The organism is Streptomyces sp. V3I7, assembly GCF_030817495.1.
GTDB lineage: Bacteria > Actinomycetota > Actinomycetes > Streptomycetales > Streptomycetaceae > Streptomyces.
Map to the genome: position 1 here is coordinate 3246693 of NZ_JAUSZK010000001.1, position 26549 is coordinate 3273241.

General features: G+C 72.8%; 27 protein-coding genes, 2 tRNA genes and 1 other RNA gene. 19 read left to right on the forward strand and 11 right to left on the reverse strand.

Annotation, left to right across the window (positions count from 1 at the left end; genetic code table 11):
• Positions 1–85 precede the first annotated feature (85 nt).
• From QFZ74_RS15065 to ffs, 4 genes are all read right to left on the reverse strand, one after another.
• Positions 86–1861 (reverse strand): hypothetical protein, encoded by a 1776-nt coding sequence (locus QFZ74_RS15065; RefSeq protein WP_307624159.1) that lies wholly within the window; start codon positions 1859–1861, stop codon positions 86–88.
• A gap of 318 nt (positions 1862–2179) precedes the next feature.
• Positions 2180–3433, reverse strand: a complete 1254-nt coding sequence (purD, locus tag QFZ74_RS15070; protein ID WP_307621325.1) for a phosphoribosylamine--glycine ligase — start codon at positions 3431–3433, stop codon at positions 2180–2182.
• A 147-nt stretch (positions 3434–3580) separates the two neighbouring features.
• The gene (locus tag QFZ74_RS15075; RefSeq protein ID WP_307621326.1) at positions 3581–5875 is read right to left on the reverse strand and encodes a DNA polymerase III subunit gamma and tau; all 2295 of its coding nucleotides are present in this window, start codon (positions 5873–5875) and stop codon (positions 3581–3583) included.
• A gap of 47 nt (positions 5876–5922) precedes the next feature.
• An RNA gene (ffs, locus tag QFZ74_RS15080) (signal recognition particle sRNA small type) lies at positions 5923–6019 on the reverse strand.
• Positions 6020–6140: 121 nt separating this feature from the next.
• Between ffs and QFZ74_RS15085 the strand changes: the two genes are divergently transcribed.
• Positions 6141–6228 (forward strand) — tRNA-Ser (locus QFZ74_RS15085).
• Positions 6229–6320: 92 nt separating this feature from the next.
• Here the strand turns inward: QFZ74_RS15085 and QFZ74_RS15090 are convergent.
• Together QFZ74_RS15090 and QFZ74_RS15095 are read right to left on the reverse strand one after the other, a co-directional pair.
• Positions 6321–7052 carry an SDR family oxidoreductase gene (locus QFZ74_RS15090; protein WP_307621327.1) on the reverse strand — a complete coding sequence of 244 codons (732 nt, stop codon included), beginning with the start codon at positions 7050–7052 and terminating at the stop codon, positions 6321–6323.
• Positions 7053–7145: 93 nt separating this feature from the next.
• A complete protein-coding gene (locus QFZ74_RS15095) occupies positions 7146–8951 on the reverse strand; it encodes a copper resistance protein CopC (RefSeq protein ID WP_307624160.1) in 1806 nt (601 codons plus the stop codon).
• Between the two features lie 132 nt (positions 8952–9083).
• Between QFZ74_RS15095 and QFZ74_RS15100 the strand changes: the two genes are divergently transcribed.
• The 4 genes from QFZ74_RS15100 to QFZ74_RS15115 all read left to right on the forward strand — a co-directional run bounded on the left by QFZ74_RS15100 (position 9084) and on the right by QFZ74_RS15115 (position 11071).
• The gene (locus QFZ74_RS15100; protein WP_307621328.1) at positions 9084–9686 is read left to right on the forward strand and encodes an HhH-GPD-type base excision DNA repair protein; all 603 of its coding nucleotides are present in this window, start codon (positions 9084–9086) and stop codon (positions 9684–9686) included.
• Between the two features lie 76 nt (positions 9687–9762).
• A complete protein-coding gene (locus QFZ74_RS15105; RefSeq protein ID WP_307621329.1) occupies positions 9763–10431 on the forward strand; it encodes an HdeD family acid-resistance protein in 669 nt (222 codons plus the stop codon).
• A gap of 112 nt (positions 10432–10543) precedes the next feature.
• Entirely contained in the window at positions 10544–10867 is a 324-nt protein-coding gene (locus QFZ74_RS15110; RefSeq protein WP_307621330.1) for a hypothetical protein, read from the forward strand.
• Positions 10868–10945: 78 nt separating this feature from the next.
• The gene (locus QFZ74_RS15115) at positions 10946–11071 is read left to right on the forward strand and encodes a hypothetical protein (protein WP_307621331.1); all 126 of its coding nucleotides are present in this window, start codon (positions 10946–10948) and stop codon (positions 11069–11071) included.
• A 34-nt stretch (positions 11072–11105) separates the two neighbouring features.
• Here QFZ74_RS15115 and QFZ74_RS15120 read toward each other — a convergent pair whose 3' ends face one another.
• Positions 11106–11519: a helicase HerA-like domain-containing protein gene (locus QFZ74_RS15120; RefSeq protein ID WP_373462389.1), complete on the reverse strand. Its 414-nt coding sequence runs from the start codon at positions 11517–11519 to the stop codon at positions 11106–11108.
• 148 nt (positions 11520–11667) lie between these two features.
• On the opposite strand from QFZ74_RS15120, the gene QFZ74_RS15125 reads away from it, so the two are divergent.
• A complete protein-coding gene (locus tag QFZ74_RS15125; protein WP_003999914.1) occupies positions 11668–11964 on the forward strand; it encodes a type II toxin-antitoxin system VapB family antitoxin in 297 nt (98 codons plus the stop codon).
• 175 nt (positions 11965–12139) lie between these two features.
• On the forward strand, positions 12140–12781 hold the full coding sequence (locus QFZ74_RS15130; RefSeq protein WP_307621332.1) for a LytR C-terminal domain-containing protein: 642 nt from the start codon (positions 12140–12142) through the stop codon (positions 12779–12781).
• A gap of 388 nt (positions 12782–13169) precedes the next feature.
• On the opposite strand, the gene upp is transcribed toward QFZ74_RS15130, so the two are convergent.
• Positions 13170–13805 (reverse strand): uracil phosphoribosyltransferase, encoded by a 636-nt coding sequence (gene upp / locus QFZ74_RS15135; RefSeq protein WP_307621333.1) that lies wholly within the window; start codon positions 13803–13805, stop codon positions 13170–13172.
• Positions 13806–13902: 97 nt separating this feature from the next.
• Between upp and QFZ74_RS15140 the strand changes: the two genes are divergently transcribed.
• The 8 genes from QFZ74_RS15140 to QFZ74_RS15175 all read left to right on the forward strand — a co-directional run bounded on the left by QFZ74_RS15140 (position 13903) and on the right by QFZ74_RS15175 (position 18579).
• Positions 13903–14187 (forward strand): hypothetical protein, encoded by a 285-nt coding sequence (locus QFZ74_RS15140; RefSeq protein WP_307621334.1) that lies wholly within the window; start codon positions 13903–13905, stop codon positions 14185–14187.
• A 309-nt stretch (positions 14188–14496) separates the two neighbouring features.
• A complete protein-coding gene (locus tag QFZ74_RS15145) occupies positions 14497–15039 on the forward strand; it encodes a hypothetical protein (RefSeq protein ID WP_307624161.1) in 543 nt (180 codons plus the stop codon).
• 53 nt (positions 15040–15092) lie between these two features.
• Positions 15093–15524 (forward strand): tRNA adenosine(34) deaminase TadA, encoded by a 432-nt coding sequence (tadA, locus tag QFZ74_RS15150; protein ID WP_307621335.1) that lies wholly within the window; start codon positions 15093–15095, stop codon positions 15522–15524.
• A gap of 44 nt (positions 15525–15568) precedes the next feature.
• Positions 15569–15653: transfer RNA gene (locus tag QFZ74_RS15155), tRNA-Ser, on the forward strand.
• 189 nt (positions 15654–15842) lie between these two features.
• Positions 15843–16022, forward strand: a complete 180-nt coding sequence (locus tag QFZ74_RS15160; RefSeq protein ID WP_307621336.1) for a hypothetical protein — start codon at positions 15843–15845, stop codon at positions 16020–16022.
• Positions 16023–16050: 28 nt separating this feature from the next.
• The gene (locus QFZ74_RS15165) at positions 16051–16344 is read left to right on the forward strand and encodes a Dabb family protein (protein WP_307621337.1); all 294 of its coding nucleotides are present in this window, start codon (positions 16051–16053) and stop codon (positions 16342–16344) included.
• Positions 16345–16532: 188 nt separating this feature from the next.
• Positions 16533–17360 carry an RNA polymerase sigma factor SigF gene (locus QFZ74_RS15170; RefSeq protein ID WP_307624162.1) on the forward strand — a complete coding sequence of 276 codons (828 nt, stop codon included), beginning with the start codon at positions 16533–16535 and terminating at the stop codon, positions 17358–17360.
• Between the two features lie 289 nt (positions 17361–17649).
• On the forward strand, positions 17650–18579 hold the full coding sequence (locus tag QFZ74_RS15175; protein WP_307621338.1) for an RNA polymerase sigma factor SigF: 930 nt from the start codon (positions 17650–17652) through the stop codon (positions 18577–18579).
• A gap of 127 nt (positions 18580–18706) precedes the next feature.
• On the opposite strand, the gene QFZ74_RS15180 is transcribed toward QFZ74_RS15175, so the two are convergent.
• Positions 18707–18910: a hypothetical protein gene (locus QFZ74_RS15180; RefSeq protein WP_307621339.1), complete on the reverse strand. Its 204-nt coding sequence runs from the start codon at positions 18908–18910 to the stop codon at positions 18707–18709.
• A 280-nt stretch (positions 18911–19190) separates the two neighbouring features.
• On the opposite strand from QFZ74_RS15180, the gene QFZ74_RS15185 reads away from it, so the two are divergent.
• The 4 genes from QFZ74_RS15185 to QFZ74_RS15200 all read left to right on the forward strand — a co-directional run bounded on the left by QFZ74_RS15185 (position 19191) and on the right by QFZ74_RS15200 (position 23759).
• Complete coding sequence (locus tag QFZ74_RS15185; RefSeq protein WP_307621340.1) at positions 19191–19724, forward strand: MarR family winged helix-turn-helix transcriptional regulator; 534 nt, start codon at positions 19191–19193, stop codon at positions 19722–19724.
• Between the two features lie 23 nt (positions 19725–19747).
• Entirely contained in the window at positions 19748–22321 is a 2574-nt protein-coding gene (locus QFZ74_RS15190; protein ID WP_307621341.1) for an MFS transporter, read from the forward strand.
• Positions 22322–22435: 114 nt separating this feature from the next.
• On the forward strand, positions 22436–23257 hold the full coding sequence (locus QFZ74_RS15195; protein ID WP_307624163.1) for a YceI family protein: 822 nt from the start codon (positions 22436–22438) through the stop codon (positions 23255–23257).
• A gap of 31 nt (positions 23258–23288) precedes the next feature.
• Entirely contained in the window at positions 23289–23759 is a 471-nt protein-coding gene (locus QFZ74_RS15200; RefSeq protein WP_307621342.1) for a PPOX class F420-dependent oxidoreductase, read from the forward strand.
• 439 nt (positions 23760–24198) lie between these two features.
• Here QFZ74_RS15200 and QFZ74_RS15205 read toward each other — a convergent pair whose 3' ends face one another.
• Both QFZ74_RS15205 and QFZ74_RS15210 read right to left on the reverse strand, forming a co-directional pair.
• Positions 24199–24957, reverse strand: a complete 759-nt coding sequence (locus QFZ74_RS15205) for a TetR/AcrR family transcriptional regulator (protein ID WP_307621343.1) — start codon at positions 24955–24957, stop codon at positions 24199–24201.
• Positions 24958–24980: 23 nt separating this feature from the next.
• Positions 24981–26384, reverse strand: a complete 1404-nt coding sequence (locus QFZ74_RS15210) for an MFS transporter (RefSeq protein WP_307621344.1) — start codon at positions 26382–26384, stop codon at positions 24981–24983.
• Positions 26385–26549: the final 165 nt, after the last annotated feature.

Here is a 26549-nt window from a genome sequence, read left to right on the forward strand (position 1 = left end):
AGTGGAAGAGCGCGCTCCGCTAGCGAGTCCGTACGGTGCTCCGCTAGCGGGTCCGTGCGGTACGGCGGCTGGCCCCGGTCCGGAGTCAGACGAGCCGGACCGGCTTCTCGGGGCGTATCCCCGACGCGACCAGCCAGTCCCTGAGGGGAGCCGGGTCGCCTTCCTCAGTCAGGCTGAGCACCTTCGCGGTCAGGTCGGCGGCGCGGCGGCCGTTGAGGAGCAGGGACGGGCCGTCGAGCCAGTCGAGGCCGGGAGCGCCTCCGGCGGTGTCCACCGCGGCGCAGCAGACCATGGCCGTGATGTGGTCGGCGAGGAGTTCGCGGGCGGAGCGGGGCGGCTGGAGCGGGAAGAGCGGGAGCGCGCCGTCGCCCCACAGCACCGTCTCGGGGCTCTGCCCCGCGGTGGCCTGCGGCTGTACGGCGGTGCCGGCGGCCTCCTCGCGGGCGAGCTCGGCGCTGAGCCGGGCGGCGAGGAGGACGCTCCGCTCGTTGCCGAGGCCGGCCTCCGCATCGTCGTCGGCATCTGAGGGGTCGTCGGCATCTGAGAGAGGGAGGAGTGGGGCCTGTTCCCGGTCCTGGCCGGGCTCGGTCGCCAGGTGGTCCAGGACGCGGGCGAGGGTGGGGCCGCCGGGGCCGGGCGCGGTGGGGTCGGGGGTGGCGGGGCGGACGCCCAGGGAGTCCAGGACGCGGTGGAGGCGGGCCGCGTCGGTGCGCCACTTGCGGTCCACGACCTCGTCCGCGTACTCCTGCCAGCCCACCGGGGACCAGTCGGGCCCCTGCTCGGCGGGGCCGCCGTGGAAGAGGCGGGCGGCGAGCAGCGAGGTGGCCTCGTCCACCGTGCCGGGCTCCTCCAGCAGGTCGCAGGCGGGGCGCTCGCCCAGGCGGGAGGCGAAGCCCTCGGCCAGCCGGTCGCGCCGGGACAGCTCGGTCAGCGCCGCGACGACGCCCGCGTCCAGCCGGGAGGGCCAGCGGCCCATCCGCCAGGCGGGCAGCGCGACCCGGGTCAGCAGCCGGTCCCAGCCGGCGTACGCGAGCCCGACCTGTTCCTGGGCGACGATCCGCAGCCCGTAGTCGACGTCCTGCGCGCGCTCGGCGGCCGCGGCCGCCACCCCCCGCTCCATCTCGGTGGCGTGTCCCCGGCAGCCGCGCAGCATGAGCCGGACCACCCAGCCGACGCCCGCGAGCACGGTGCGGGCGATCGGGCCGCGCCCGGGGGCCGAGGTCACCGCCACCGCCGCGTCCAGTCCCCGCAGGAAGCGGCGGGCGGCGGCTATGTCCGGGTGGGCCGAGGGGCCCGTGCCGGCGATGACCGGGGCGAGGACGGCGCGGAGTTCGCCGACGCGCATCCACCACAGGAACGGCGAGCCGATGACGAGGACGGGTGCGGCGGCCGCACGGCGCCGGGGGTGGCTCCCGGGGGCCGTCAGTTCGTCGCGGTCGCGCGCCGGGGGCGGGCCGTGCGCGGGATGGGTGCGGTCCTCCAGCCAGCTGTCGCAGTCCGGGGTGAGCGCTATGGCGGAGGGGGCCGGGACGTCGAGGCGGTCGGCGAGGTCGCGCACCAGCCGGTACAGGTCCGGGGCGGACTTCTCGGGGACCGGGACCGTCGGGCTCATGGCGGGGCGGGCGCGGGCGACGACCAGGGCGATGCCCGCGGCGGCGGGCAGCACCACCAGGGCGAGGACGCCCACGGTCCAGCGGGCGGTGTCCCAGCCGCTCCCGACGAGGTGGCCGGTGGAGCCGCCGACGAGCAGGACCACGGCGACGGCCGCGGGCAGCAGCGCGACGGCCAGCGCCCGGCCGCGGACACGCAGCACGGCGAGCGCTCTGGAGCGCGCGGCCTGCGCGCCCGCTTCCACACCCATACCGGTCACGACCGGACGTCACCCCCTCGCTGTCCTGGCGCTCTCCTGGCGTTGCTCACTCCCCCACTGTGGCACCGGGGACTGACATCGCAATGCCGGTGGGCCAAGTGCCGGAACGCTTGCGCCGCACCATAGTTGGGGCCTCGGCCCCCGTCAGCCGGTTAGGGCATCGGTCACTCGATGGAATGGCTTTGGTCATAGGTGGGCGACAGACAGCAATGATCAGGCCCCGGATTTCTCCGGGGCCTGATACCTGCTGTGCCACGAGGGGCGCATGGGGCGCAGAGCCCATGCCAGGGGGCGTGAGCCGAGGGCGCGTCACACGCCGGCGGCCGCCTTCGCCGCGATGTCCGTACGGTGCTGGGAGCCGTCGAGCCCGATGCGGCCGAGGGCGCCGTACGCGCGCTCGCGGGCCTCGGCCAGGTCGGCCCCGGTCGCGGTGACGGACAGCACACGGCCGCCCGCGCTGACGACCTCGTCGCCGTCGCGCCTGGTCCCGGCGTGCAGGACGTACGCGTGCGGGGCGTCCTTGGCGGCCACCTCGTCGAGGCCGGTGATCGGGTCGCCGGTGCGCGGGGTGGCGGGGTAGTTGTGCGAGGCGACGACCACGGTGACCGCGGCGTCGTCGCTCCAGCGCAGCGGCTCCAGGTCGGCGAGGGTGCCGGTGGCTGCGGCGTGCAGGACGCCACCGAGCGGGGTCTTCAGCCGGGCCAGGACCACCTGGGTCTCGGGGTCGCCGAAGCGGGCGTTGAACTCGATGACCCGCACACCGCGCGAGGTGATCGCGAGGCCCGCGTAGAGCAGCCCGGAGAAGGAGGTGCCGCGGCGGCGCATCTCGTCGACGGTCGGCTGGAGAACGGTCCGCACGACCTCGTCCACCAGCTCCGGGTCGGCCCAGGGCAGCGGGGAGTACGCGCCCATGCCGCCGGTGTTGGGGCCCTCGTCGCCGTCGAGCGCGCGCTTGAAGTCCTGGGCGGGCTGGAGCGGGACGACGGTCGTGCCGTCGGTGATCGCGAAGAGGGAGACCTCGGGGCCGTCGAGGAACTCCTCGATGACCACACGGTCGCAGGCGGCGGCGTGCGCCTTGGCGGCCTCGACGTCATCGGTGACCACGACGCCCTTGCCGGCGGCGAGGCCGTCGTCCTTGACGACGTACGGGGCGCCGAAGGCGTCGAGGGCCGTGGCGACCTCCTCGGCGGTCGTGCAGACGTACGAGCGGGCGGTGGGCACCTCGGCCACCGCCATCACGTCCTTGGCGAAGGCTTTGGACCCTTCGAGCTGCGCGGCCTCCTGGGAGGGGCCGAAGACCGGGATGCCCGCCTCGCGCACGGCGTCGGCGACCCCGGCGACCAGGGGGGCCTCCGGGCCGACGACGACGAGGTCGGCGCCGAGCTCCAGGGCCAGCGCGGTGACCGCCGCGCCGTCCAGGGCGTCGACCTGGTGCAGCTCGGCGACCTCGGCGATGCCGGCGTTGCCGGGGGCGCAGTACAGCGCGGTGACGTCGGGATCGTGGGACAGGGAGCGGCACAGGGCGTGTTCGCGGGCGCCGCTACCGATGACGAGGACCTTCACGGGCCCAGCCTATCGGGCCGGGGGCACCGCTCCTTGTGCGGGCTTCCGAGAGAGCGGGGTCCGGGTGTTCGTAGGTTCCTCCGAGCGGGGCCGGCATGGGGGTGCCCTCGCGGGTGGCCGTGGCCCGCCGCCGGGGGCGTGCGCGCGCTACTCGTTGGAGAACTCGTCCAGCACGGTGGCCCCCAGCTCCCGCACGATCAGGTCGTGACCGGAGAGGGCCGACTCGTCGAGATCGGGGTCGTCGTCCGCGGGGATGTCGTCCTCGATGGAGACCGGGGGCCGCTCGGGGGCGGGCGCCGGCTGGGGTGCCGGGGCCGCGCTCCGGGCGGACGGCCGGGACTGGGGAGCGGACGAGGCCGAGGAGGAGGGAGCCGGGCTCGGGGCGGGCGCGGGGGCCGAGGCGCCGTACCCACCGGCTCCGCCGCCACCGTGCTGAGCGGTGCCGCCGCCGTGACCGCCACCGCCGAAGCCGGAGCTGCCGCCTGAGGGCGCCGGTGCCGAGCCGCCGGACGGGTCGACGACGGCGTCGATCTTCCACTGCACGTTGAACTGCTCGGCCAGCGCCTGGCGCAGCACGTCCTCGCTGCCGCTGCTCGTGAAGTTGTCGCGGGCGCCGGCGTTGACGAAGCCGATCTGGAGCGTGGTGCCGTCGAAGCCGGTGACCTGGGCGTTCTGGCTGAGCAGGATCCAGGTGAAGCGGCGGCGGTTCTTGACCGACTCCAGGATGTTCGGCCAGAGCATCCGCGGGTCCAGGGAGCCCGGAGGCGGGGCCGCCGCGGGGGCGGAGGCCGCAGGCGTGGGTGCGGAGGCGGGGGTGGACGCGGGCGCGGGCGCCTGCGGCGGGGCGGCCGAAGGCTGCTGACCGCTGCCCGCGGCGGCCGCCGTGGGCCAGCCGCCCGGCCGACGGCCACCGCCCGCGGAGGCGGCGGTGGGCCAGGCACCGGGAGCGGGAGCCTGCGGAGCGGCCGGGGCCGGAGGGGTCGGGGCGGCGGGGGCGGGCGGAGCCGCGGGGGGCGCCTGTTCACCGCCGGGAGCCGCCGCCCCGGAGTCGGCAGCCGGAGCCGGTGAAGGAGCCGGTGAAGGGGTCGCGGTGGGGGCCGGGGTCGGGGCAGCACCAGGCGCCGCCGACCCGCGCACGGCCGCCCGGGCCGCAGCAGGGCCGCCACCGGGCGGAACCGGGGCGACCGGCGCGACCGGCGCGCCGCCGGGCAGACCGGCGCCCGGGTGCGCTTCGGGACCGGGCACGTACCCGGCGGCAGGCGCCGTACCGCCGCCCGAGAAGTTGACGCCGCGCTCCAGACGGTCGAGGCGGGCCATCACCGAGCGCTCGTCGCCGTAGGCGGCGGGCAGCATCACGCGCGCGCAGATGAGTTCGAGCTGGAGTCGGGGCGAGTTGGCACCGCGCATCTCGGTCAGACCCGCGTTGACGAGGTCGGCGGCACGGCTGAGTTCGGCGGCGCCGAAGATGCCGGCCTGGGCCTGCATGCGCTCCAGGACGTCGGCGGGTGCGTCGATGAGCCCCTTCTGGGCGGCGTCCGGCACCGCGGCGAGGATCACCAGGTCCCGCAGCCGCTCCAGCAGGTCGGCGACGAAGCGGCGGGGGTCGTTGCCGCCCTCGATCACGCGGTCCACGACCTCGAAGGCGGCGGCGCCGTCACCGGTGGCGAAGGCCTCGACGACGGAGTCGAGGAGCGAGCCCTCGGTGTAGCCGAGCAGGGACGTGGCCATGGTGTACGTCACACCGTCCGCCCCGGCGCCGGCGAGCAGCTGGTCCATGACGGACATGGAGTCACGCACGGAACCGGCACCGGCACGCACGACGAGCGGCAGCACGCCGTCGTCGACGGGGATGTCCTCCTTCGCGCAGACCTCGCCGAGGTAGTCGCGCAGGGTCCCCGGCGGCACGAGCCGGAAGGGGTAGTGGTGGGTCCGCGACCGGATCGTCCCGATGACCTTCTCGGGCTCAGTGGTGGCGAAGATGAACTTCAGGTGCTCCGGCGGCTCCTCGACCACCTTGAGCAGCGCGTTGAAGCCCGCCGACGTGACCATGTGGGCCTCGTCGATGATGTAGATCTTGTAGCGGCTGCCCGCGGGGCCGAAGAATGCCTTCTCGCGCAGCTCGCGCGCGTCGTCCACACCACCGTGCGAGGCGGCGTCGATCTCGATGACGTCGATGGAGCCGGGGCCGTTCCGTGCCAGGTCCTGGCACGACTGGCACTCGCCGCAGGGCGTGGGCGTGGGACCCTGCTCACAGTTCAGGCAGCGGGCCAGGATGCGCGCGCTGGTCGTCTTTCCGCAGCCGCGCGGACCACTGAACAGGTACGCGTGATTGACCCGGTTGTTCCGCAGCGCCTGCTGCAGCGGGTCGGTCACATGCTCCTGCCCGATGACCTCCGCAAAGGTCTCCGGGCGATAGCGGCGGTACAGCGCGAGAGACGACACGCATACGAGGTTATAGGCGACCACCGACAACCGGTTCCGTCCGCCTACGCAAACGCCCCCCACGCACCTGCCAGAGCCGACCTACCCTTGCTGCCTTCCGGCCCTGGGGGAGTTCAGTCAGATAGCACCGCGTGGGGGGCTGCGGGAAAGACTACCCGATCCGGACCTCCGGGAGGTACTTCGTCCGGACCCGCGAGGAGAGCCCGTCCGAGCCCGCGGGAACGAGGTTCGCGAGCACTCCCCGCGGTCATGTAATGTTTGCGGCGGAGGATTCGCCTAGAGGCCTAGGGCGCACGCTTGGAAAGCGTGTTGGGGGCAACCCCTCACGAGTTCGAATCTCGTATCCTCCGCCAGTGCCTCACCGGGCACGAAGTCGAAGGGCCCCGCTGCTTGCAGTGGGGCCCTTCGACGTTGTCCGGCGACGTTGTCCGGCTCAGGGCCCGGTTCAGGAGAGCCAGTCCCGGTAGTGAGTAGGGGCGATCAGGGCGTCTCCCTTGGCGATGAGGGCGTCGCCCGGGACGGCGGCGAAGATTCCGGCGGTGTCGTCGGTGACGACGGTGCGGCCGTCGGGGCGGGCGGCCAGGGTGATGCGGCCGAGTTCGTCGAGGGGGAAGACGTCGGGTCCGGCGATGTCGCGCGTGGCGTTCAGAGGAGGGGCCGCGGCGACCTCGGTGACGGCGTCGGAGACGTCCTGCGCGGCGATCGGCTGGAGCGGGGTCGGGGGCAGGCGGACGGTGTCGCCCTCGGTGGTCCAGGACATGACCGGTTCGACGAACTCCATGAACTGGGTGGCGCGGACGATCGAGTACGGGAGCGGCCCGCCCTTGAGGATGTCCTCCTGGAGCGTCTTGGCCCGGTAGTAGACCAGCTCGGGCACCTCGTCCGTACCGACGATCGACAGGATGGCGACGTGCCCGACGCCTCCTTCGGCAGCGGCGGCCAGGAGGTTGTCCATCGAGGTCCGGAAGAACTCCACGGAGGCGTCGTCGAAGGTCGGGGAGTTCGTCAGGTTGACGACGACGTCGGCGCCGTCGACCGCCTCCTGAAGGCCCTCGCCGGTGATGACGTCCACACCGGTGGACAGCGAGTGCGGTACGGCGTCGTGTCCGGCCGCCCTGAGCTTCTCCACGACCTGTGAACCGATGAGGCCGGTACCGCCGAGCACTGCGATCTTCATGGGCCACCCTTGGTCTCGCTGCCGGTGACTCCACTGTGCGGCAATGTGATGCGCGTCGCATGCCGGTCGGCCGCTCCGGGCGGGTAGTCCGCGCTACGGCGCGATCCGCACGCGCTTCGTCACGCTCACCTGGTCCAGCTCCGAGACCCGCACCGTGACCTTCATGGTCCAGGTGCCGGCCATGGGCAGGTTCAGGGCCCCGGCGCCCCAGTAGCCACCCTGGTCGGCGACCCGGGCGTCGATCGGGCCGAGGGCGCGGGCGGGGAGGGTGTAGGAGACGCGCAGCTCGGGAACGGTCGCGAAACCGCCGTCCCGGCCGTAGACCACGGCCTGCACGGAGTTCTTGCCCACCCGGCCCGGGTCCAGCGTGATCTGCGCCTTGCCGCGCGCGGTCCCGGCCTCGAAGGGCACCGTCGTGACGGACGCGGCCGGTATCCCGCTCACCGCTCCCGCGCCCGCTCCCGCTACAGCCCCCGACGCCGCCTCGGCCTCCGCCCGGCCCGGAAGGGTGCCCGTCAGCAGGGTCGAGAGCAGCAGGACCACGGCACCGACCGCCGCCTCCGCCAGCACGGTGCGGCGCAGACCGCGGGCGCCGGGGACAGGATCGGGGGTGGCATCCGGCACATCCGGGGACTTCACCGGGGGCGGGCCTCCGACCGGCTCCGGCACCCGTTCCCGTACAGCCTCCACGACCCCCTCCGTGGCCGGCCGCGCCGTCCATCGCCGCGACCCGGCCGCCGCCGTCAGCAGCAGGACGACCGCGGCCAGCTTGAGGGTCAGCAGGCGGCCGTACGACGTCTCCGTGAGCGCGTCCCAGGAGCCGAGGCCGCGCCAGGACTGGTAGACGCCGGTGACGACCAGGACGGTGACCGAGGCCTGGGCGAGGCGGGAGAAGCGGGTGACAACGGTGGCGGGCAGCGGCTCGGCGGCGCGGTGGAGCGTGATGAGCAGGGCCGTCAGGCCGCCGAGCCAGACCGCCGCCGCCAGCAGGTGCAGCACCGCCGCGGCCCGCGCCACCGGCACCTGGATCCCGGCCGAGGCGTGCTCCGCCGCCGCCCACGTCAGCGCCAGCCCGACGGCGAGCACGGGGCCGCCGTACGCCCGGCCGAGCAGGGCCGGCCTGCGGGACAGCAGGGCGCCCGTGACGAGCAGGAGCGCCAGCCGGGCCAGAAGGGCGAGTCCCGGGCGGCTGCTGGCCGTACGGCTCAGCGACGCGAGGTCGAGGGCCGAGGCCGGTCCCGTGCCCTCCTCGTACGGGGCGCGCAGCACGAACAGGACCGCGGTGGCGGCGTGCAGCGCCCACCAGCCCGCCCGGACCGGGCCGCGCAGCACGGCGGCGTCCGGCGGGCGGCAGACGGCCCGGAAGGTCACGGTGCCGACGAGGAGGACGACGGCGAGGTACGCGGCGTAGCGCGCGAGGACGTACAGGCGGCCGGTCTCCGGGTCCTCGACGGGGGCGCCGCGGGCGGGCGGCGCGGTGGCGGAGGGCTTGCCGACGGAGAAGGTGAAGGCGCCCGCGACCGGGTGGCTGTCGGCCGAGACCACCCGCCAGGCCACGGTGAAGGTGCCGGTGCGCAGCCCGGCGGGCAGGCTCACGCGGGCGGTGTCGGAGCGGCCCGGCGCGTGCGCCGCCTCTCCCGTGCCGATGCGCTCGTTGCGCGGGTCGTACACGCGGAAGGAGTCGTCGAGCAGGCCGACGGACTCGGTGAAGGTCAGGGTGATGTGCCGGGGTGCCGAGGTGAGGACGGTTCCGTCGGCCGGGTCGGTGGCGCGCAGGGCGGCGTGCGCGGACGCGGGAGTTGCCCCACCGAGGAGGAGCAGTGCCAGGAGGGCGCCCAGGAGTGCCGACGTCCGAAGTCGTCTGACTCCAGCGCCGGTTGCTGTCGTCGGTCCGCCCACCGTCACCGCCTCGTCTCCGGCCCCGCTCGCATACGTACGGGCGGATCCCCCGTCGCGCTCAGCCGTCGGGGCTCATCGCCCTGGGAAAGCTACCGGCGCGCGACGCGGGCCCGCGCGCGGGATCATCGACGCATGGACGTCACCCTGCACCTCGCCCAGGACCCCGAAGCCGACGCACTGCTCGGACGCAGCCCGCTCGCCGCGCTGATCGGCATGCTGCTGGACCAGCAGATCCCGATGGAGTGGGCGTTCAAGGGCCCGGCGGCCATCGCGGCGCGGCTCGGGACGAGCGACCTGGACGCGCACGAGATCGCCGCGCAGGACCCGGAGGCGTTCGCCGCGCTGCTCTCCGAGAAGCCCGCCGTGCACCGCTACCCGGGTTCGATGGCCAAGCGCATCCAGCAGCTGTGCCAGTACCTGGTCGAGCACTACGACGGGGACGCCGAGGCCGTCTGGCAGGGCGTCGGCAGCGGACGGGAGCTGCTGAAGCGGCTGGAGGAACTGCCCGGGTTCGGCAGGCAGAAGGCGCAGATCTTCCTCGCGCTGCTGGGCAAGCAGCTCGGCGTCCGGCCCACGGGATGGCGCGAGGCCGCCGGGGCGTACGGGGAGGCGAAGGCCTACCGGTCCGTCGCCGACATCACCGGGCCCGAGTCGCTGGTCAAGGTACGGGCGCACAAGCAGGAGATGAAGGCGGCGGCGAAGGCGGCCAAGGCGGCCGCGAAGCCCGCCGGATAGGACGCACGCGCCGGGCCGTCAGCCGGGTGGCCGGTCCCAGGTGGCGGACGCCGCCGCGCCGGTCGAAGCATGGAGCATGACCGAGCCACCCAGCAGCGGCTCCCCCTGGGGGCCCGACCACGACGACCGCAAGGTCCACGCCGCGCAGTCGCCGACCGGACACCACGAGCCCGAGCCGCCCCTCGAAGGGCCGTTGCACGCCCTGTCCCGCGCCGCCTGGCAGGTCGTCCTGCTCACCGGCGTCGCCTCGCTGATCCTGGGCATCCTGATCCTGGTCTGGCCGGGCGCCTCCCTGCTCGCGGCGGCCGTCCTCTTCGGCATCTACCTGATCGTCAGCGGTGTCTTCCAGCTCGTCTCCGCCTTCGGCACGCACCGGACGATGTCGCTGCGCGTCCTGGCCTTCATCAGCGGCGGACTGTCCATCCTGCTGGGCCTGTTCTGCTTCAAGGGCCCCACGCAGTCGATCCTGCTGCTCGCCCTGTGGATCGGCATCGGCTGGCTGATCCGCGGGATCACCCAGACCATGGCCGCGATCTCCGACGGCGCGATGCCCGCGCGCGGCTGGCACATCCTGCTCGGCATCGTCACCTTCGTCGCCGGCATCGTGGTGATCGTCTCGCCGTTCGGGTCGATCGCCGTGCTGACCCTGGTCGCCGGCATCTGGCTGCTCGTGGTCGGCATCGTCGAGATCATCACCTCGTTCCAGATCCGCAGTCGCGCCCAGCAGGTGCCCCGCACGGTGTGACCCCGTGTCGCCGGTGCCCCGCGTCAAGCCGACGCCCCGTCCGTACGCCGACCGGGCGCATCTCGCGTCCGGCGCGGTGAAACCCCGGTGCCCGGCGGGGAGATGGCCTTCCATGAGCACCGCTCCTCATCGCCTCCCGCGCGGCCGGGCCTGGCCGCGGGTGCTCGTCCTGCTGCTCGCCCTGCTGGTGCCGGGCGCCCGCAGCGAGGTCCACGCGGCACCCACGCCGGCGGCGGCCGGGGAGATCGTCGAGTACGACGTCCTCGACGTGGCCCTGCGCCCGCCGGTGCGCCCCGTCCGCCACACCGCCGTACCCCTGCGCCCCGCGCCCCTTCCGACCCGGCCGCCCGCCGACCCTCCGGAGTTCCGCCTCCCCGCGCCGGAGCGGTCGCCGTCCACCCCGCCCGCCCTGCGTTCCGTGGTCCTGCGCTGCTGACGGACCCGCCGGTCCCGGCCCGTCAGCACACGCGAAACGACGACCGCCCACCTCAACGGAACGCGAGGAAACACAGCCATGCCCACAGACCCGTACGCCGTCCTGCGCGCCCTCGTGCGCGCGGAGGCCCAGCGCAGCATGCCGAAGCCGGAGACGAGCAGGACGAAGCAGCCGCAGCGGCCCGTGAAGCGGGACCGCGGTTGATGCCCGGCCGGGCGCCCGGAACGGGGCGCCCGGCTCAGCGCCTGCGGCGGGAGGTGCCGAAGAGCGAGCGGGTGATCTCCCGGCCGATCTGGGTGCCGGCCGACCGAGCCAGTGATTTGAACATCGGGCTGCCGACGACCTGTTCGACGAGGGAGGTCTTGCCGGTGCCGGTGGCGCCCGCGACCAGACCGTGCCGGTTGAGCACGGTCAGCGGGATCCGGACCGGCGCCTCGGGAGCGCACCGGCCGTCCCACCGCAGGGCGCCGAGGTCCAGCGCCGGGCCGGTGAAGGCGTACCCGGCGGCGATCCCCCGGGCTTCCTCCGGAAGGGCGCGACGGGCCGCGGTCTGTACGGGGTCCCCATCCGGAACGACTCCCTCCGGGCGACCGGGACCTGATCCGGCATCACCGGGAGAGGTGCTCGGCGGCGCGGTCTCTCTGTCACTCATCTCGGACCCCTGGTTTCCCGGGCCCCTGCCCCCGGACCGTTCACTCGGACACGGGTTCCCGTTTTGGTCTGATTCACGACATCTTTTCCAGCGCCGCACTCCGTCGCCATGGCTGCGCCTGGAACGTGTTGGCCGGTAGGCTTTCCGTGTGATCTTCAAGCGCATCGGAAACGGCCGGCCGTACCCCGACCACGGCCGGGAGAGCACCCGGCAGTGGGCGGACGTCGCACCGCGCCCGGTCCGCCTCGATCAGCTCGTGACGACCAAGGGCCAGCTCGACCTGGAGACCCTCCTCGCCGAGGACTCCACCTTCTACGGCGACCTCTTCGCGCACGTCGTGAAGTGGCAGGGCGACCTGTATCTGGAGGACGGCCTGCACCGCGCGGTCCGCGCGGCCCTCCAGCAGCGTCAGGTGCTGCACGCGCGCGTGCTCGAACTGGACTGACGTCCGCTCAGGACACCACCCGTACGGCCTAGACGAGCCAGGACATTCCCCAGCCGACCCGCACATACGGCCAACACCGCAATCCCGGTGAACTGTTGCCCCTTTCGGGTTCTCCTGGGCGCTGTCGAATGATCATCTAGTAGGCACGGCCGCCCAAGCGCACTACGCTGCGCTCATGAGCATGCTGACTCCCCCCGGCATGGGCGGCAAGTACCGGATCACGGGGGACACCTACCCGCGGATGCGGCAGTCGCGACGACGCGGCCGACTCGTGCTGGGACTGGTGGCCTCCGTCGCCGTGCTCGGCCTGATCGGCTGGGGCACGTTGCAGCTCATCGACGTCTTCACCGGGGGACACAAGAAGACCGCGGCCTCGGGATCAGGGGCGGACTGCCGGACCAAGGCGGCCCCCTCAGCCGAGCCGGCCGTCGCCCTGCCCGAGCCGAAGAAGATCACCGTCAACGTCTACAACGCCACCAAGCGCACCGGCCTGGCCAAATCCACCGCGGACGAGCTGAAGAAGCGCGGCTTCAAGATCGGCAAGGTGGGCAACGCGACCCCCGAGTTCGACAAGAAGGTCAAGGGCGCGGGCATCCTGGTCGGTCCCGACGCCGCCCTGAAGACGTCGCTGCCCGTCCTCGGCACCCAGCTCGCCTCGGCCGAGCGCCGCGCCGAGGTCGCCCGCAAGGGCACCGACCTCGACTTCGTCATCGGCGACGGCTTCAAGGCGCTCACGAAGAAGGCGGACGCCGACAAGGCACTGGCCGCACTGACCGCGCCCCGACCGGCGTCCGCCGTCTCGAAGAAGGACTGCTGAAGACGCCGTACGACCGCTGAGAGTCGCCCGGCTGGTGAGAGACCGGCCGCGCGGCTGTCGGCGTAGGCCGGTTACCGCCGCGGATGCCGCGCGGCTCCTTCCGGAAGCCATGGCGTCCGGCGTCGCATGGCCGGCCGCAGCAGCAGCAGCAGCGACGTCGGGACGTGCACGTCCGGCCGCAGGACACGGTCCACCAACCGTTCCACCGGCGGCGCCGGCTCGCACGAGCGCCACGCCCAGTGCCCTTGCGGCGCTGCGCGAACGACCCGAAGGCCGTAGACGATCCCCCGCAAGGCTCCGTAGCGGCCGGCGGTACGCGGCGCGAGGGGGTTACGGTCGGCCGCGCGCGGCGGCCGCCGTACCGCGTCCCCTCGGAGTTCGTCCGGTGCTACTCGGCGGCGCCGTAGAGGCGGTCGCCCGCGTCGCCCAGGCCGGGGACGATGTAGCCCTGCCCGTTGAGGTGGTCGTCGACGGCGGCGGTGACGACCGTCACCGGCGTGCCGGCGAGCTCGCGCTCCATGACCTCGACGCCTTCGGGCGAGGCCAGCAGCACGACCGCGGTCACATCGTCGGCGCCGCGCCCGATGAGCTCGCGGATCGCCGCGACCAGCGTGCCGCCGGTGGCCAGCATCGGGTCGAGGACGTAGACCTGGCGGCCGGAGAGGTCCTCGGGCATGCGCGAGGCGTACGTGGAGGCTTCCAGCGTCTGCTCGTTGCGGATCATGCCGAGGAAGCCGACCTCCGCGGTCGGCAGCAGCCGGACCATGCCGTCCAGCATGCCGAGACCGGCACGCAGGATCGGCACGACCAGCGGACGCGGGTGGGACAGCTTGACGCCGGTCGTCTCGGCGACCGGCGTGGTGATGTCGACCTGCTCGGTGCGCACGTCACGGGTGGCCTCGTAGGCGAGCAGGGTGACCAGTTCGTCGGCGAGCCGGCGGAAGGTCGCGGAGTCGGTGCGCTGGTCGCGCAGCGTGGTGAGCTTGTGAGCGACCAGGGGGTGGTCGACGACATGGAGACGCATGCTCATAACAGTAACCGCGCTCCGGCCACCCCTCGCCCTGGCGCCAAACCGCCCGTCCGGGGGAAAGTGGGAGCGACGTATCCAGGGTGGTGTGCCGATGCCTGAACTTCCTGCCCGCGAATCCGGCGGCCGCCAGGGCCGGTCCGCCGCCGCCCGCACGGGCCGCGGCGGGCGCGACACCCCCGCCCGCACACCCGCCGCCGGGCCCGGATCCGACGAGCCGCGGGCGGCGCCGGAGACGGACGCCGAGCGCATGCGCCGCCGCGCCCTGTTCCTGCGCGACCTCGCCGAGGCCAGGGAACTGCGGGCCCGCGTCCAGCCGCGCCGCGCCAAGGCGGCCCGGCTCCGGCGCGCGATGCGCATGCGGACATTCCGCTGGTAGAGCGGTGGACGGACACGATCCTCGGGCACGCGCGCGTTCCCGGCCGGTCCGCGCATGGGCGCCCGTGGACCCGCGTACGATCCGCAGGTGGCCGCGACGAGGGCGCTGATGGTTCTTGCCGGGCGTACGGACGCCTCTTTGCCTGCGTGCGATCGAAAGTGCCAGACACAGGGAGTCGAAGACGTCCCCTGAGCGCCTTGTTTCTGCCACGATTCCGAGTGAGCGGGGCTCGGAGCACAGCTCTCCCCGCCAGAACCTCCGCCGGGGGGACCTCCAACCGGCACGCCTATGACCAGTGGGAGAGTCACGGTGTACTTCGCCGCACTGCTCGCGCGCACCGAAGACGGGTGGAAAGCGAGCGACACAGAGCTCGACGATGTGGAGACCCTGTCGGATCTCGCCGACCTGGCCCGGGAAGCCTCTCCCGACGAGGACACGGTGCTCGTGCTGATCGAGCAGGAGGACGCGTGGTTCGGCGTCGTCCGCGTGGACGGCGAGGACGACCCCCGCATCTACGTCTCGGACGCCGCCGCCGCCGCTCGCAGCGCCTACGGTGAGCTGCTGCTCACGGACGAGCTGCTCGGCCGGGAGCCCGGCTCGGACGGCGCCGATCTGGACGCCCTGGATCTCGACGGCACGGAGGACGGCGAGTCCGAGTCCGACGACGAGGACGAGGACGACGAGGACGGCTCCGCCGCGGACGCGGTGCCGCACAGCCCCGTGGGCGACAGCGAGATCCTCGACGACCTGGGCATCAGCCAGAAGGAGCTGCGCATCCTGGACGCCGAGGACGCCCTGGGCACCATCGCCGAGGCCCTGGGCGCCTCGGAGGTGCTGGAGACCGTCCGCTGATCCCCTCCACCCCACCCTCACCCGACCCCGTACGCGACCCATGGCACCCTGCGATGCGGCTCGCCCTGGACGAGGCCCGGCGGGCCGTCCCGGGCGGGGACGTCCCCGTCGGCGCCGTCGTGCTGTCCCCGGACGGTACGACGGTGCTCGCAACCGGCCACAACGAACGCGAGGCCACCGGGGACCCGACAGCCCACGCGGAGGTCCTCGCCCTGCGCCGGGCCGCCGCCGCCCTCGGCGAGTGGCGGCTGCCGGGGTGCACCCTCGTGGTCACCCTGGAGCCGTGCGTGATGTGCGCGGGCGCGCTCGTGCAGTCCCGCGTCGACCGCGTCGTCTACGGCGCCCGCGACGAGAAGGCGGGCGCCGCCGGCTCCCTGTGGGACCTCGTACGCGACCGCCGGCTCAACCACCGTCCCGAGGTGATCGAGGGCGTCCTGGCCGACGACTGCGCCCGCCTGCTCACCGACTTCTTCCGCACCCGCTGATTCGGATTTCGAACCACGGCCCACCTTGCGGTAGTGTCTCCCTCGGTAGCGTGTCCGAGCGGCCGAAGGAGCTCGCCTCGAAAGCGAGTGTGGCGCAAGTCACCGAGGGTTCAAATCCCTCCGCTACCGCCGAAGAAGGGCCCCGTCGAAAGACGGGGCCCTTCGTGCGTATGCGCGAGCGAGGTTGGGGAAAGGGTGCGGGAGGCCCTCAAGCGCACGTCGCAGCTCCGCCGTTGACCCCTGAGCGGGGTGCGGGGGTTACACTCGCCGCCGGCAACAGGGGGCCCGAGGGGCACAGCAGTCGCAGGGGAGGCCGCGGTGGCGGTGAACGCCAAGAAGATCGTCGTGTACGTGCTCGTGGTCTTCGTGCTGTACGTGATCATCACCGACCCCGTCCAGGCCGCGAAATACGTCCAGATAGGCTTCGAGGGCATATCGGACGCCGCGAAAGCCATTGGCGACTTCATGACCTGGATCGCCGACGGCGCACAGAACTGACGGCTGCGCACAGCCGAGGGAAGAGCCCATGATCCGCCACCTGGTCCTGTTCAAGCTGAACGAGGGCGTCGAGCACGACGACCCGCGAGTAGTGGCGGGCGTCGAGGCGTTCCGCGCCCTGGGCGGGCAGATCGAGGAGCTGCGCTCCTGGGAGTGCGGCTGGAACATCACCGACCGGCCGATCGCGTACGACTTCGCGATCAACTCCTCGGTGGACGACACGGACGCCCTGAAGCGGTATCTGGAGCACCCGGCCCACCAGGCGGGCGTCGCACTGTGGCGGGAGTTCGCCACGTGGGTGATCGCCGACTACGAAATCTGAGCGACAGAACGCACCTGAGCAGCCCTCCGCCGGAACGGCGGAGGGCTTTTCCGTGCCTCATGGACCACGGTGGCCATAAGCCCCAACGTTGCCCCCAACACGGCGCTATGCGGTACTTGCACACAGTGCACATGTCTTGTGATGCTATGACCGCTTTTGACGGATGATTGACCGATGAAGAGGTGGCGTTGACCGTGTCGGCCAGTACTGCGCCACTCAAGGACGAGGCGCCTGCCCCCGCTCCCGAGAAGCGCCGTGGCGCCGACACCCGAGCCCTCACCCAGGTGCTCTTCGGCCAGCTCAAGGAGCTCCAGCCGGGCACGCCGGAGCACAACCGGGTACGCGGGGCGCTCATCGAGGCGAATTTGCCGCTCGTGCGCTACGCGGCCGCCCGCTTCCGCTCCCGCAACGAGCCGATGGAGGACGTCGTCCAGGTCGGCACCATCGGCCTCATCAACGCCATCGACCGCTTCGACCCGGACCGGGGCGTGCAGTTCCCGACGTTCGCGATGCCCACGGTGGTGGGCGAGATCAAACGATACTTCCGCGACAACGTCCGTACGGTCCACGTACCGCGCCGGCTCCACGAGCTGTGGGTCCAGGTCAACAGCGCGACCGAGGACCTGACGACCTCCTTCGGGCGCTCCCCCACGACTGCCGAGATCGCCGAGCGGCTGCGCATCAGCGAGGAGGAGGTGCTGTCCTGCATCGAGGCGGGACGCTCGTACCACGCCACCTCGCTGGAGGCCGCGCAGGAGGGCGACGGGCTGCCCGGCCTCCTCGACCGCATCGGCTACGAGGACCCGGCCCTGGACGGCGTCGAGCACCGGGACCTGGTGCGCCACCTCCTGGTCCAGCTCCCCGAGCGGGAGCAGCGGATCCTGCTGCTGCGCTACTACAGCAACCTCACCCAGTCGCAGATCAGCGCCGAACTCGGCGTCTCCCAGATGCACGTCTCGCGGCTCCTCGCCCGCAGCTTCCAGCGTCTGCGGTCGGCCAATCGCATCGACGCATAAGCGCCGACCCGGGCCGCACGGAACCGCATAAAGGATCGACACATCACCGTCGTGAGCGAATCGCCCGACGGGGCCGTTCCCGACAGTTGTGTGCCGAAAAGGCGTCAGACCCCTTGCACCCAGGGGCGATTCGGGTCTCCCATGTCGACATGTCGGTACAGCGCGTTGCCGACATGTGACATTCTTCGGGAAGCGCGTTTGCCAGGGCTCCGGCTCCGGTATTCAGGTGAAGGCTGCGTTCCTCCGAGGGGCCGCCGCCACGACCGTCCCGCGACCCAAAGGGGGTGGCATGTCCGCAGACCAGGGCAGCTCGAAGGTGCTCACGCTCACCAAGAGCGAGGCAGCGCCCAAGGAGCTCGACGCTCTCGACGTGCTCGACGCCGTCACGGCCCTCGAGGCCGTGCCGACCCAGGCCGTCCCGGCCGCCGCAGCTGTCCCGGCCGCACCGGCCTCGGCGGACATCGACACCCGTACCCTGTCCCGCTCCCTGTTCCTGCGCCTCGCGGCCCTGGAGGAGAACAGCCCCGAGCGCGCCTACGTCCGGGACACCCTGATCGAGCTGAACCTCCCCCTCGTGCGCTACGCGGCGGCCCGCTTCCGCAGCCGCAACGAGCCGATGGAGGACATCGTCCAGGTCGGAACGATCGGCCTGATCAAGGCGATCGACCGCTTCGACTGCGAACGCGGCGTGGAGTTCCCGACGTTCGCGATGCCGACCGTCGTGGGCGAGATCAAGCGCTTCTTCCGCGACACGTCCTGGTCGGTGCGCGTGCCGCGCCGGCTGCAGGAGCTGCGCCTGGCGCTCACGAAGGCCAGCGACGAGCTCTCCCAGAAGCTGGACCGCTCCCCGACGGTGACCGAACTGGCCGCCGTTCTGGGGGTGTCGGAGGAGGACGTCGTCGACGGGCTGGCCGTGGGCAACGCCTACACGGCCTCCTCGCTGGACTCCCCGGCCCCGGAGGACGACGGCGGCGAGGGTTCGCTCGCGGACCGGCTGGGATACGAGGACACCGCCCTGGAGGGGGTGGAGTACCGCGAGTCGCTCAAGCCGCTGCTGGCCAAACTCCCGCCCCGCGAGCGGCGGATCATCATGCTGCGCTTCTTCGCCAACATGACCCAGTCCCAGATCGGCGAGGAGGTCGGCATCTCGCAGATGCACGTCTCCCGGCTGCTGACCCGCACCCTGGCGCAGCTGCGCGAAGGCCTCATCTCCGACTGAGGACCGGCCCGGGTCGGCGCGGAACTCCCGTACACGGACGGTCAGTCCGCGTACGGGCAGCGGTAAGGGCAGTACCGCTCGTACGAACAGCGGTACTGCTCACGACAGTTGGTAACCGCTCCTGCGCCTACTTGAACGCCAGCCACGCCACGGCCGCCACGACCACGAGGGCCACGACGACACCGACGATCAGGCCGATGCGAGGGCCGCCACCCGTGGAGGCGGCGGGCTGCTGCTGCCGGGTCTGCGGTGCGTCGTCGACGAAGGCGCGGAACATCTGGGTACTGCCGGCGGGGTCGTAGTTGCCCTGCGGGCCCTGGGTGTTAGCCATGGCCCGAGACACTAGCGAAACCGGGTCGCGCTCCCCAACTGGGGGCGCCGTAGCGGGGATAGCCTCGCGCGTTCCCCGCACGCTTCGCACAGATCCTGTGCACATACCCCCACGATCCCGCGCGCTCGGCCCCCGCCCGCCCGCTTCACCCACCTCACCTGCGCGTTTACATTCGCAATACTTGCCTTTGCCAAGTTTTTATACCGCCCCGCCTCTACTTATTTGCCTGTAGCAACCAACAGGAATACGGTTGCCTCAAGCAACGAATACGGGAGGTGTGATGGCAGAGCAGGCGCAGTTCACGGAACTGGCGCGGCAGCTCAGCGCCATCGGGGCCGTGAAGCGGGACCTGGGGCGGATCCTGCCCCACGACTGTCCCGGCGGGTCCGCCGCCGTGCTGACCCTGCTCGGGCGCCACGGCGACATGCGCATGAGCAAGCTCGCCGAGCTGCTCGCCGTCGACATGTCCGTCACCAGCCGGCACGTCACGCACGTCGCCGAGCGGGGCTGGATCGAGCGGTCCCCCGACCCGGCGGACAAGCGCTCGCGCATCCTGCGCCTCACCCCCGCCGGCACCGCCATGCTCGACGAGCTGTCCCGCCGCACGGCCGACCTGCTGGCCGAGCGGCTGAGCGACTGGACGGACGACGAGATCGGCCGGCTGACCGGGCTCCTGACCCGGCTGCGGGAGAGCTTCGGCGACTGCCGCTCCGGCCACGCCCGGATCCCGGCGCCCGCCGCGGACCCGGCCCCCGCCGCCCCCACTCCCGTACTCGGGACAACGACCACTCGTACCCCCGCGACCCCCGCATGAGCGCGGAGAAGAAAAGGAAGTCCATGGCAACGACCACACCAACCGGTGTGCGGGCCCACGCCAGACACGGGGGAGGCTCCGGTCCCGCCCCCATGACGCACCGGCAGATCATGGAGGCGATATCCGGGCTGCTGCTCGGCATGTTCGTCGCGATCCTGTCCGGCACGATCGTCTCCAACGCCCTGCCGCAGATCATCGGGGACCTCGGCGGCGGCCAGTCGGCCTACACCTGGGTGGTCAGCTCCGCCCTGCTGTCGATGACCGCCACGACCCCGCTGTGGGGCAAGCTCGCCGACCTGTACAGCAAGAAGGCCCTGGTCCAGATCGCCCTGGTGGTCTACGTCCTGGGCTCGGCGGCCGCCGGTCTGGCGCAGAACCCCGGCATGCTGATCGCCTGCCGCGTGGTCCAGGGCATCGGCGTCGGCGGCCTGTCCGCCCTGGCGCAGATCGTCATGGCGGCGATGATCTCCCCGCGTGAGCGCGGCCGTTACTCCGGCTACCTCGGCGCCACGTGGGCCGTGGCCACCGTCGGCGGCCCGCTGCTCGGCGGCGTCATCACCGACACCTCCTGGCTCGGCTGGCGCTGGTGCTTCTACGTCGGCGTGCCCTTCGCGATCATCGCGCTGATCGTGCTGCAGAAGACCCTGCACCTGCCCGTCGCGAAGCGGAACGTGAAGGTCGACTGGGGCGGCGCCTTCTTCATCTCGGCGGCCGCGTCGCTGCTGATGATCTGGGTGACCTTCGCCGGTGACAAGTACGACTGGGTGTCGTGGCAGACGTACGCCATGGTCGGCGGCGCCGTCGTCCTGACCCTGCTGTTCATCCTGGTCGAGTCGAAGGCCAGCGACCCGATCATGCCGCTGCGCCTGTTCCGCAACCGCACGATCACGCTCGCCTCGCTCGCCTCGCTGTTCGTCGGCGTCGCGATGTTCAGCGGCACGGTGTTCTTCAGCCAGTACTTCCAGCTGGCGCGCGACGAGTCCCCGACGATGTCCGGCGTCCTGACCATCCCGATGATCGGCGGTCTGTTCGTCTCCTCCACCGTCTCCGGTCAGCTCATCACCCGTACCGGACGCTGGAAGGCGTGGCTGGTCGGCGGCGGTGTGCTGGCGGCGGCCGGACTGGGCCTGCTCGGCACGCTCCGGTACGACACGGCCTACTGGAAGATGGCCGTCTTCATGGCGCTGCTGGGCCTCGGCATCGGCATGATGATGCAGAACCTGGTGCTGTGCACGCAGAACCAGGTGGCGCCGGGCGACCTCGGCTCGGCCAGCTCCACGGTCACGTTCTTCCGCTCGCTCGGCGGTGCGGTCGGCGTCTCCGCGCTGGGTGCGGTGATGTCCCACAAGATCACCGACTACGTCAGGGACGGCCTGGCCGGGCTCAGCCCGAAGTACGCCGCCGCGATGGCCGGTTCGCACTCCTCCGGCGACAAGATCCCGGACATGGACCAGCTGCCCGCGCCGCTGCGCACCGTCATGGAGAGCGCGTACGGCCATGGCATCGGCGACGTGTTCCTGATCGCCGGCTGCCTGGCGGCCCTCGCGTTCCTGATCACGCTGTTCATCAAGGAGGTCCCGCTGCGGACCAAGGGCGCGCTGGCGCAGGCCGCCGCCGACTCCGCCGGGGCGGAGGCCGCGACCGCGGCCGCGGCCGACGCGACGGTGTCCGCACCGGCCCGGGAGGACGGGACGATGCCCGAGGAGAAGGTCCCGAGCTGGGCGCAGACCGAGGTGAGCCCCGAGGACGGCACCCAGGCAGCCGAGGTAGCCGGGGTGGCCGAGTCGACCGCCGTCGCCACCGCGGCCGCCGGTGAGCCGGCCGCGTCGTCCGGCGGCGGCATCCCGGTGCACGGCTTCGTCCGCGGCGCCGAGAGCGCCCCCCTCGCGCAGGCCGCGGTCACCCTGATCTCGCTCTCCGGCCGCCAACTGGGCCGCGCGGTCGCCCACGCCGACGGCGCCTACGCGCTGGACGCGCCGAGCGCGGGGACGTACGTCCTGATCGCCTCCGCCGACGGCTTCCAGCCGCAGGCCGCCACGCTCGTGGTGAACGGCGAGCCGGTGCCGTACGACATCCTCCTCAGCGGCACCAGCGGGCTCAGCGGTGTCGTCCGCGCCACCGCGGACGCCCAGCCGGTGCCGGGCGCGATGGTGATCGTCACCGACGTGCGCGGTGAACTGCTGGCCACCGGATCCACCAGCGAGCAGGGCGAGTTCGGCTTCGCCGAGCTGGTGCCCGGCGCGGTGACCGTCGCGGTGAACGCGGCCGGGTTCCGGCCGCGCGCCCTGCCGGTCGAGATCGGCGCCACCGGCGTCACCCGGATCGAGGTCGGCCTCGACTCCGGCGCCCGGCTCCAGGGTGTCGTGCGGGCTCCGCACGGCCCGCTGGCCGACGCCCGCGTGACCCTCGTGGACGCGGCGGGCAACGTGGTCGGCTCGGCCACCACCGGGACGGACGGGGCGTACGCCTTCGCCGACCTGGACGGCGGCGAGTACACCGTCATCGCGACGGGCTACCCGCCGGTGGCGACAGCCCTCACGGTCGCCGGCACCGGAGTCGACGGCCACGACATCGAACTCGCCCACCCCGGCGAGTAGTTGGACCCCGGCCCGTGGCGGGCCGCGCGCTATGAGCGGCGGCGCGCGTGCCACGGGCCGGTTCTTCATGACCGGTTCGCAAGGCTTTGCAGGGAGAAAAACGGGATGGGCGGCATGGGACTGACCGCGAGGATCCGCACCCGCGACGGCTGGGCCGTCTCGCACGCGGTCGTCACCGTCACCGACATGACGGGCACGCAGGTGCTGCGCGCGGAGGCGGACGCGGACGGGACCGTGCACAACACGACGGCGCTGGCGCCGGGGGCGTACACCGTCATCGTCACGGCCGTCGGCTACGCACCCGCGGCCGCCAGCGCGATCGTCACCGCCAGCGGGCGGGCCGACGTCGGCACGATGACCCTGGCCCGGCGGGGCGGCACCGAACTGCCCCCGCCCGGCCCCTGGACGATCGACCCGGCGCACTCCGCGGTCGGCGCCACGGCCCAGCACCTGGGCATCTCCAGCGTGCACGGCCGGTTCACCGACTTCACGGGCACCATCGAGATCGCCCCCGACGACATCGCCAAGTCCCGGGTCGAGGCGGTCATCCGCGCCGCCTCCATCGACACCGGCAACGGCATGCGCGACACCCACCTGCGCTCCGCCGACTTCCTGGACGTCGAGCGGCACCCCGAGATCACCTACCGCTCGACCGGTCTGACGGCGGCCGGGCCGGACCGCTGGACGGTGCACGGCGAGCTGTCGCTGCACGGTGTCGTACGCCCGGTGGACCTCGACCTGTCCTACCTCGGCACCGGAGCCGACCCATGGGGTGGCACCCGCGCGGCCTTCCGCGCGACGACGCAGCTGCACCGCGAGGACTTCGCCATCACCTACAACCAGATCGTCCAGGCGGGCATCGCCGCCATCAGCACGACGCTGAAGGTCGAGCTGGACGTGCAGGCGGTCCAGGGCGACGCGCTGCCGCAGGCGTAGCCGACGCGGCGGCCGCCCCTAAGCTGCCCGCATGGCACCGAACATCGCGACGAACACCGACGTCTCCCTCGACGAGCTGCTGGACTTCGTACGACCCCGGCACCGCGCCGTCCTGCTGACCCGGCGCGGCGACGGCGGCCCCCAGGGCTCGCCGCTGACCTGCGGGGTCGACGACTCGGGCCGGATCGTGGTCTCCACGTACCCGGAGCGCGCGAAGACGCGCAACGCCAAGCGAGACGAGCGGGTCAGCCTGATCGTGCTCAGCGACGACTGGAACGGGCCGTGGGTCCAGATCGACGGCACGGCGGAGGTCCTCGACACCCCGGACTCCGTCGAGCCGCTCGTCGAGTACTACCGGAACATCGCCGGGGAGCACCCGGACTGGGACGAGTACCGGGAGGCGATGCGCCGTCAGGGCAAGTCGATCATCCGGATCACACCCGAGCGCTGGGGACCGGTGGCAACCGGCGGCTTCCCCGCGCGGCTCGCGGGCGGCGAGTAGCGGCGGGCCGGCGCGGGCGCGGCCGGGCCGAGTAGCGGCGAGCTGGCGCGGGCGGGGAGTAGGCGCGGGCCGACGCGGACGACGAGAAGCCGCGGGCCCGGCGAGGACGCGAGTAGCCACGCTCCGATGGGGCGACGGGCATCCGCCGTCCGGTGGGGCGGCGGGCATCCGCGGTCCGGCGGGGCGGCGGGCATCCGCGGTCCGGCGGGCGACGGGCATCCGCCGTCCGGTAGGGCGGCGGGTAACCGCGGCCCGGGCGGGCGACGGGTATCCGCCGTCCGGCGGGGCGACGGGCATCCGCCGTCCGGGCGGGGCGACGGGCATCCGCGGCCCGGGCGGGCGACGGGCATCCGCCGTCCGGTGGGGCGGCGGGCATCCGCCGTCCGGTGGGGCGGCGGGTATCCGCGGTCCGGTGGGGGCCGGCTCGGGTCCGGCCGGGTCAGCCGCGTTCGACCATCGACTCGATCCCGGACACCAGCAGGTCCAGGGCGAAGGTGAAGTCCCGCTCCAGCATCTCCTCGACCGTGTCGCCGCCGCGCGCCGCCATGATGTCGGCGGACTCCTGGACGACGTCGGCGGCGCCCGGCGCCTCGGACACCGCGCTCATGGCCGTACGCACGTACTCGTCCGCGCTCATGCCGGTCGCGTCGACGCGGGCGGCGAAGTGGCCCTCGATCGTGCCGAATCCGTACACGAACTGGAAGACGGCGGAGATGGCGCCCGTGATGCCGCGCGCGGGCAGCCCCGTGCGGCGGACGACCTGCTGCACGCGGCGCGAGAACGCGAGCGCGTGGGGGCCGATGTTGAGGAAGCGCCCGGCGAGCGGCGACAGCCAGGGGTGGCGCACCAGCAGGAGGCGGTACTCCCGGGCGAGCGTGCGCAGTTGGTCGCGCCAGTCCTCGTCCGCGGCCTCCGTGTCGGGCAGCCGCAGCTCGCCGAAGGCGGCGTCCAGGGCGAGTTCGAGCAGCTCGTCCTTGGTGTCGACGTACCAGTACACGGACATCGCGGTCACGTTCAGCTCGGTGGCGAGCCGCCGCATCGAGAACTTCTCCAGCCCATCGGCGTCGAGCAGACGCACGGTGGCCTCGGTGATCCGGTCGCGGTCCAGCCCCGAGGGCTGGCCGCCGCGCGCGCCGCGCCGCTCCTTGCCCTCCAGCCAGACGCTGCTGCGCGCCGACCGTCCGGCGTCCTTCCCCATCGGCGCACCCTTCTCCCGTGACGTCACGATGCTAGGGCCCTGTCGGCGGTGGCCTTCTCCGCCCGGCGCAGCAGGCCTCCCGCCGCGATGCCGCCGAGCAGCACGGCCACCGCTCCCACCAACTGCCCCGCTTCCAGCCCGGCAACCAGGCCCCCGGAGGAGACCCGGGAGCTGAGGACCGCGCCGAGCACCGCCACGCCGAGTCCGTTGCCGAACTCCGCGAGCGTGCCGTTGATCCCGGCTCCGGCCCCGGCCTTCTCCGGCGGGATCGCACTCATGATGGCGTGCGCCATGGCCGGGTTGGCCAGCGCGCAGCCGCCGCCGATCAGCAGCAGCCCGAGCAGCGTCCCGGCGTAGCCGCCGGTGGCCACGGTGGCGATCGACACCAGTCCGGCCGCCATCAGCACCATGCCCAGCAGGATCGACGCGGGCGTGCCGAGCCTCGCCGACCACTTCGTGGACAGCCCCGAGAAGTTGAGCGCGACGACGGACAGGGCGAGCGGCGCGATGCGCAGACCGGCCTCCAGGGGGCCGTATCCGAGCACGAGCTGGAGGTGCTGGGTGAGCAGGAACAGCGCTCCGCCCATGCCGAAGGTGATCAGCACCGCTCCGGCCACCGCGCCGGTGAACCGGCGGTCGCGGAAGAAGTGCGGGTCGAGCATGGGGTGGGCAATGCGGCTCTCCCAGCGGGCGAGCAGCGCGAGGACGCACAGCGCGACGAGCGCGCTCACCAGGACGCGGGGGGAGGTCCAGCCGGCCGACGGACCGGAGATGACCGCGAAGACCAGGGCGGTCATGCCGACGGTGGAGAGCAGGGCGCCGAGCAGGTCGGGGCGGCTGCCCTGCGGGTTCTTCGACTCCGGGACGAGGGCCACGACCGCGGCGAGGCCGAGCGCCGCGACCGGCAGGTTGATAAGGAAGATCGCGCCCCACCAGAAGTGGTTCAGCACGAAGCCGCCGATCAGCGGGCCGATCGCGAACCCGAGCGCGTTGACGGCGCTCCAGATGCCGATCGCCCTGGGGTGCTCGTCGGGGCTGAAGATCTGCATCACCACGGCCAGGGTGGTGGTCAGCAGCAGCGCGCCGCCGACGCCCATGCCGGCGCGCGCGGCGATCAACTGGGCGGTGGAGTCGGCGAGTCCGGCCGTCAGCGAGCCCGCGCCGAACAGGATCAGGCCCGCGATCAGCATCTTCTTGCGGCCGTAGCGGTCGGCCGCGCTGCCCGCGGTGAGCAGCAGGCCGGACTGCACCAGGGAGTACGCGTTGATCATCCACTGGATGTCCGAGGTGGCCGCGTGCAGCTCGCGGGTGAGCGAGGGGATGGCCACGTTGAGGACGGTGTTGTCCAGCAGCACGGTGAGCTGGGCGAGGCAGATGACGCCGAGGATCAGCCAGCGCTGGGGGTGGTGGCCTGGAGAAGCGGGCATGCTGTACACCGTATAGCGACTCCTGTACGGCGTACAGCGCGCTTCCGTGGAACGGCCGGCGGGTGGCCGGCCGGCCGCGCGCAGCTCCGCAGGGCGGACGCGAGGACGAGCCGCGCGTCCGCAGCGTGCGCCGCCGTTCCGCCTGCCATGCCCGCCACGCTAGGC

What these genes read in the sequence shown, in the direction of transcription:
- QFZ74_RS15065 (WP_307624159.1), bottom strand. Translation starts at nt 1,861, where the DNA reads ATGGGTGTGGAAGCGGGCGCGCAGGCCGCGCGCTCCAGAGCGCTCGCC.
- QFZ74_RS15090 (WP_307621327.1), bottom strand. Translation starts at nt 7,052, where the DNA reads ATGAAGATCGCAGTGCTCGGCGGTACCGGCCTCATCGGTTCACAGGTC.
- QFZ74_RS15100 (WP_307621328.1), top strand. Translation starts at nt 9,084, where the DNA reads ATGGACGTCACCCTGCACCTCGCCCAGGACCCCGAAGCCGACGCACTG.
- QFZ74_RS15105 (WP_307621329.1), top strand. Translation starts at nt 9,763, where the DNA reads ATGACCGAGCCACCCAGCAGCGGCTCCCCCTGGGGGCCCGACCACGAC.
- QFZ74_RS15110 (WP_307621330.1), top strand. Translation starts at nt 10,544, where the DNA reads ATGAGCACCGCTCCTCATCGCCTCCCGCGCGGCCGGGCCTGGCCGCGG.
- QFZ74_RS15115 (WP_307621331.1), top strand. Translation starts at nt 10,946, where the DNA reads ATGCCCACAGACCCGTACGCCGTCCTGCGCGCCCTCGTGCGCGCGGAG.
- QFZ74_RS15120 (WP_373462389.1), bottom strand. Translation starts at nt 11,519, where the DNA reads ATGAGTGACAGAGAGACCGCGCCGCCGAGCACCTCTCCCGGTGATGCC.
- QFZ74_RS15130 (WP_307621332.1), top strand. Translation starts at nt 12,140, where the DNA reads ATGAGCATGCTGACTCCCCCCGGCATGGGCGGCAAGTACCGGATCACG.
- upp (WP_307621333.1), bottom strand. Translation starts at nt 13,805, where the DNA reads ATGCGTCTCCATGTCGTCGACCACCCCCTGGTCGCTCACAAGCTCACC.
- QFZ74_RS15140 (WP_307621334.1), top strand. Translation starts at nt 13,903, where the DNA reads ATGCCTGAACTTCCTGCCCGCGAATCCGGCGGCCGCCAGGGCCGGTCC.
- tadA (WP_307621335.1), top strand. Translation starts at nt 15,093, where the DNA reads ATGCGGCTCGCCCTGGACGAGGCCCGGCGGGCCGTCCCGGGCGGGGAC.
- QFZ74_RS15165 (WP_307621337.1), top strand. Translation starts at nt 16,051, where the DNA reads ATGATCCGCCACCTGGTCCTGTTCAAGCTGAACGAGGGCGTCGAGCAC.
- QFZ74_RS15175 (WP_307621338.1), top strand. Translation starts at nt 17,650, where the DNA reads ATGTCCGCAGACCAGGGCAGCTCGAAGGTGCTCACGCTCACCAAGAGC.
- QFZ74_RS15180 (WP_307621339.1), bottom strand. Translation starts at nt 18,910, where the DNA reads ATGGCTAACACCCAGGGCCCGCAGGGCAACTACGACCCCGCCGGCAGT.
- QFZ74_RS15185 (WP_307621340.1), top strand. Translation starts at nt 19,191, where the DNA reads ATGGCAGAGCAGGCGCAGTTCACGGAACTGGCGCGGCAGCTCAGCGCC.
- QFZ74_RS15190 (WP_307621341.1), top strand. Translation starts at nt 19,748, where the DNA reads ATGGCAACGACCACACCAACCGGTGTGCGGGCCCACGCCAGACACGGG.
- QFZ74_RS15195 (WP_307624163.1), top strand. Translation starts at nt 22,436, where the DNA reads ATGGGACTGACCGCGAGGATCCGCACCCGCGACGGCTGGGCCGTCTCG.
- QFZ74_RS15200 (WP_307621342.1), top strand. Translation starts at nt 23,289, where the DNA reads ATGGCACCGAACATCGCGACGAACACCGACGTCTCCCTCGACGAGCTG.
- QFZ74_RS15205 (WP_307621343.1), bottom strand. Translation starts at nt 24,957, where the DNA reads ATGGGGAAGGACGCCGGACGGTCGGCGCGCAGCAGCGTCTGGCTGGAG.
- QFZ74_RS15210 (WP_307621344.1), bottom strand. Translation starts at nt 26,384, where the DNA reads ATGCCCGCTTCTCCAGGCCACCACCCCCAGCGCTGGCTGATCCTCGGC.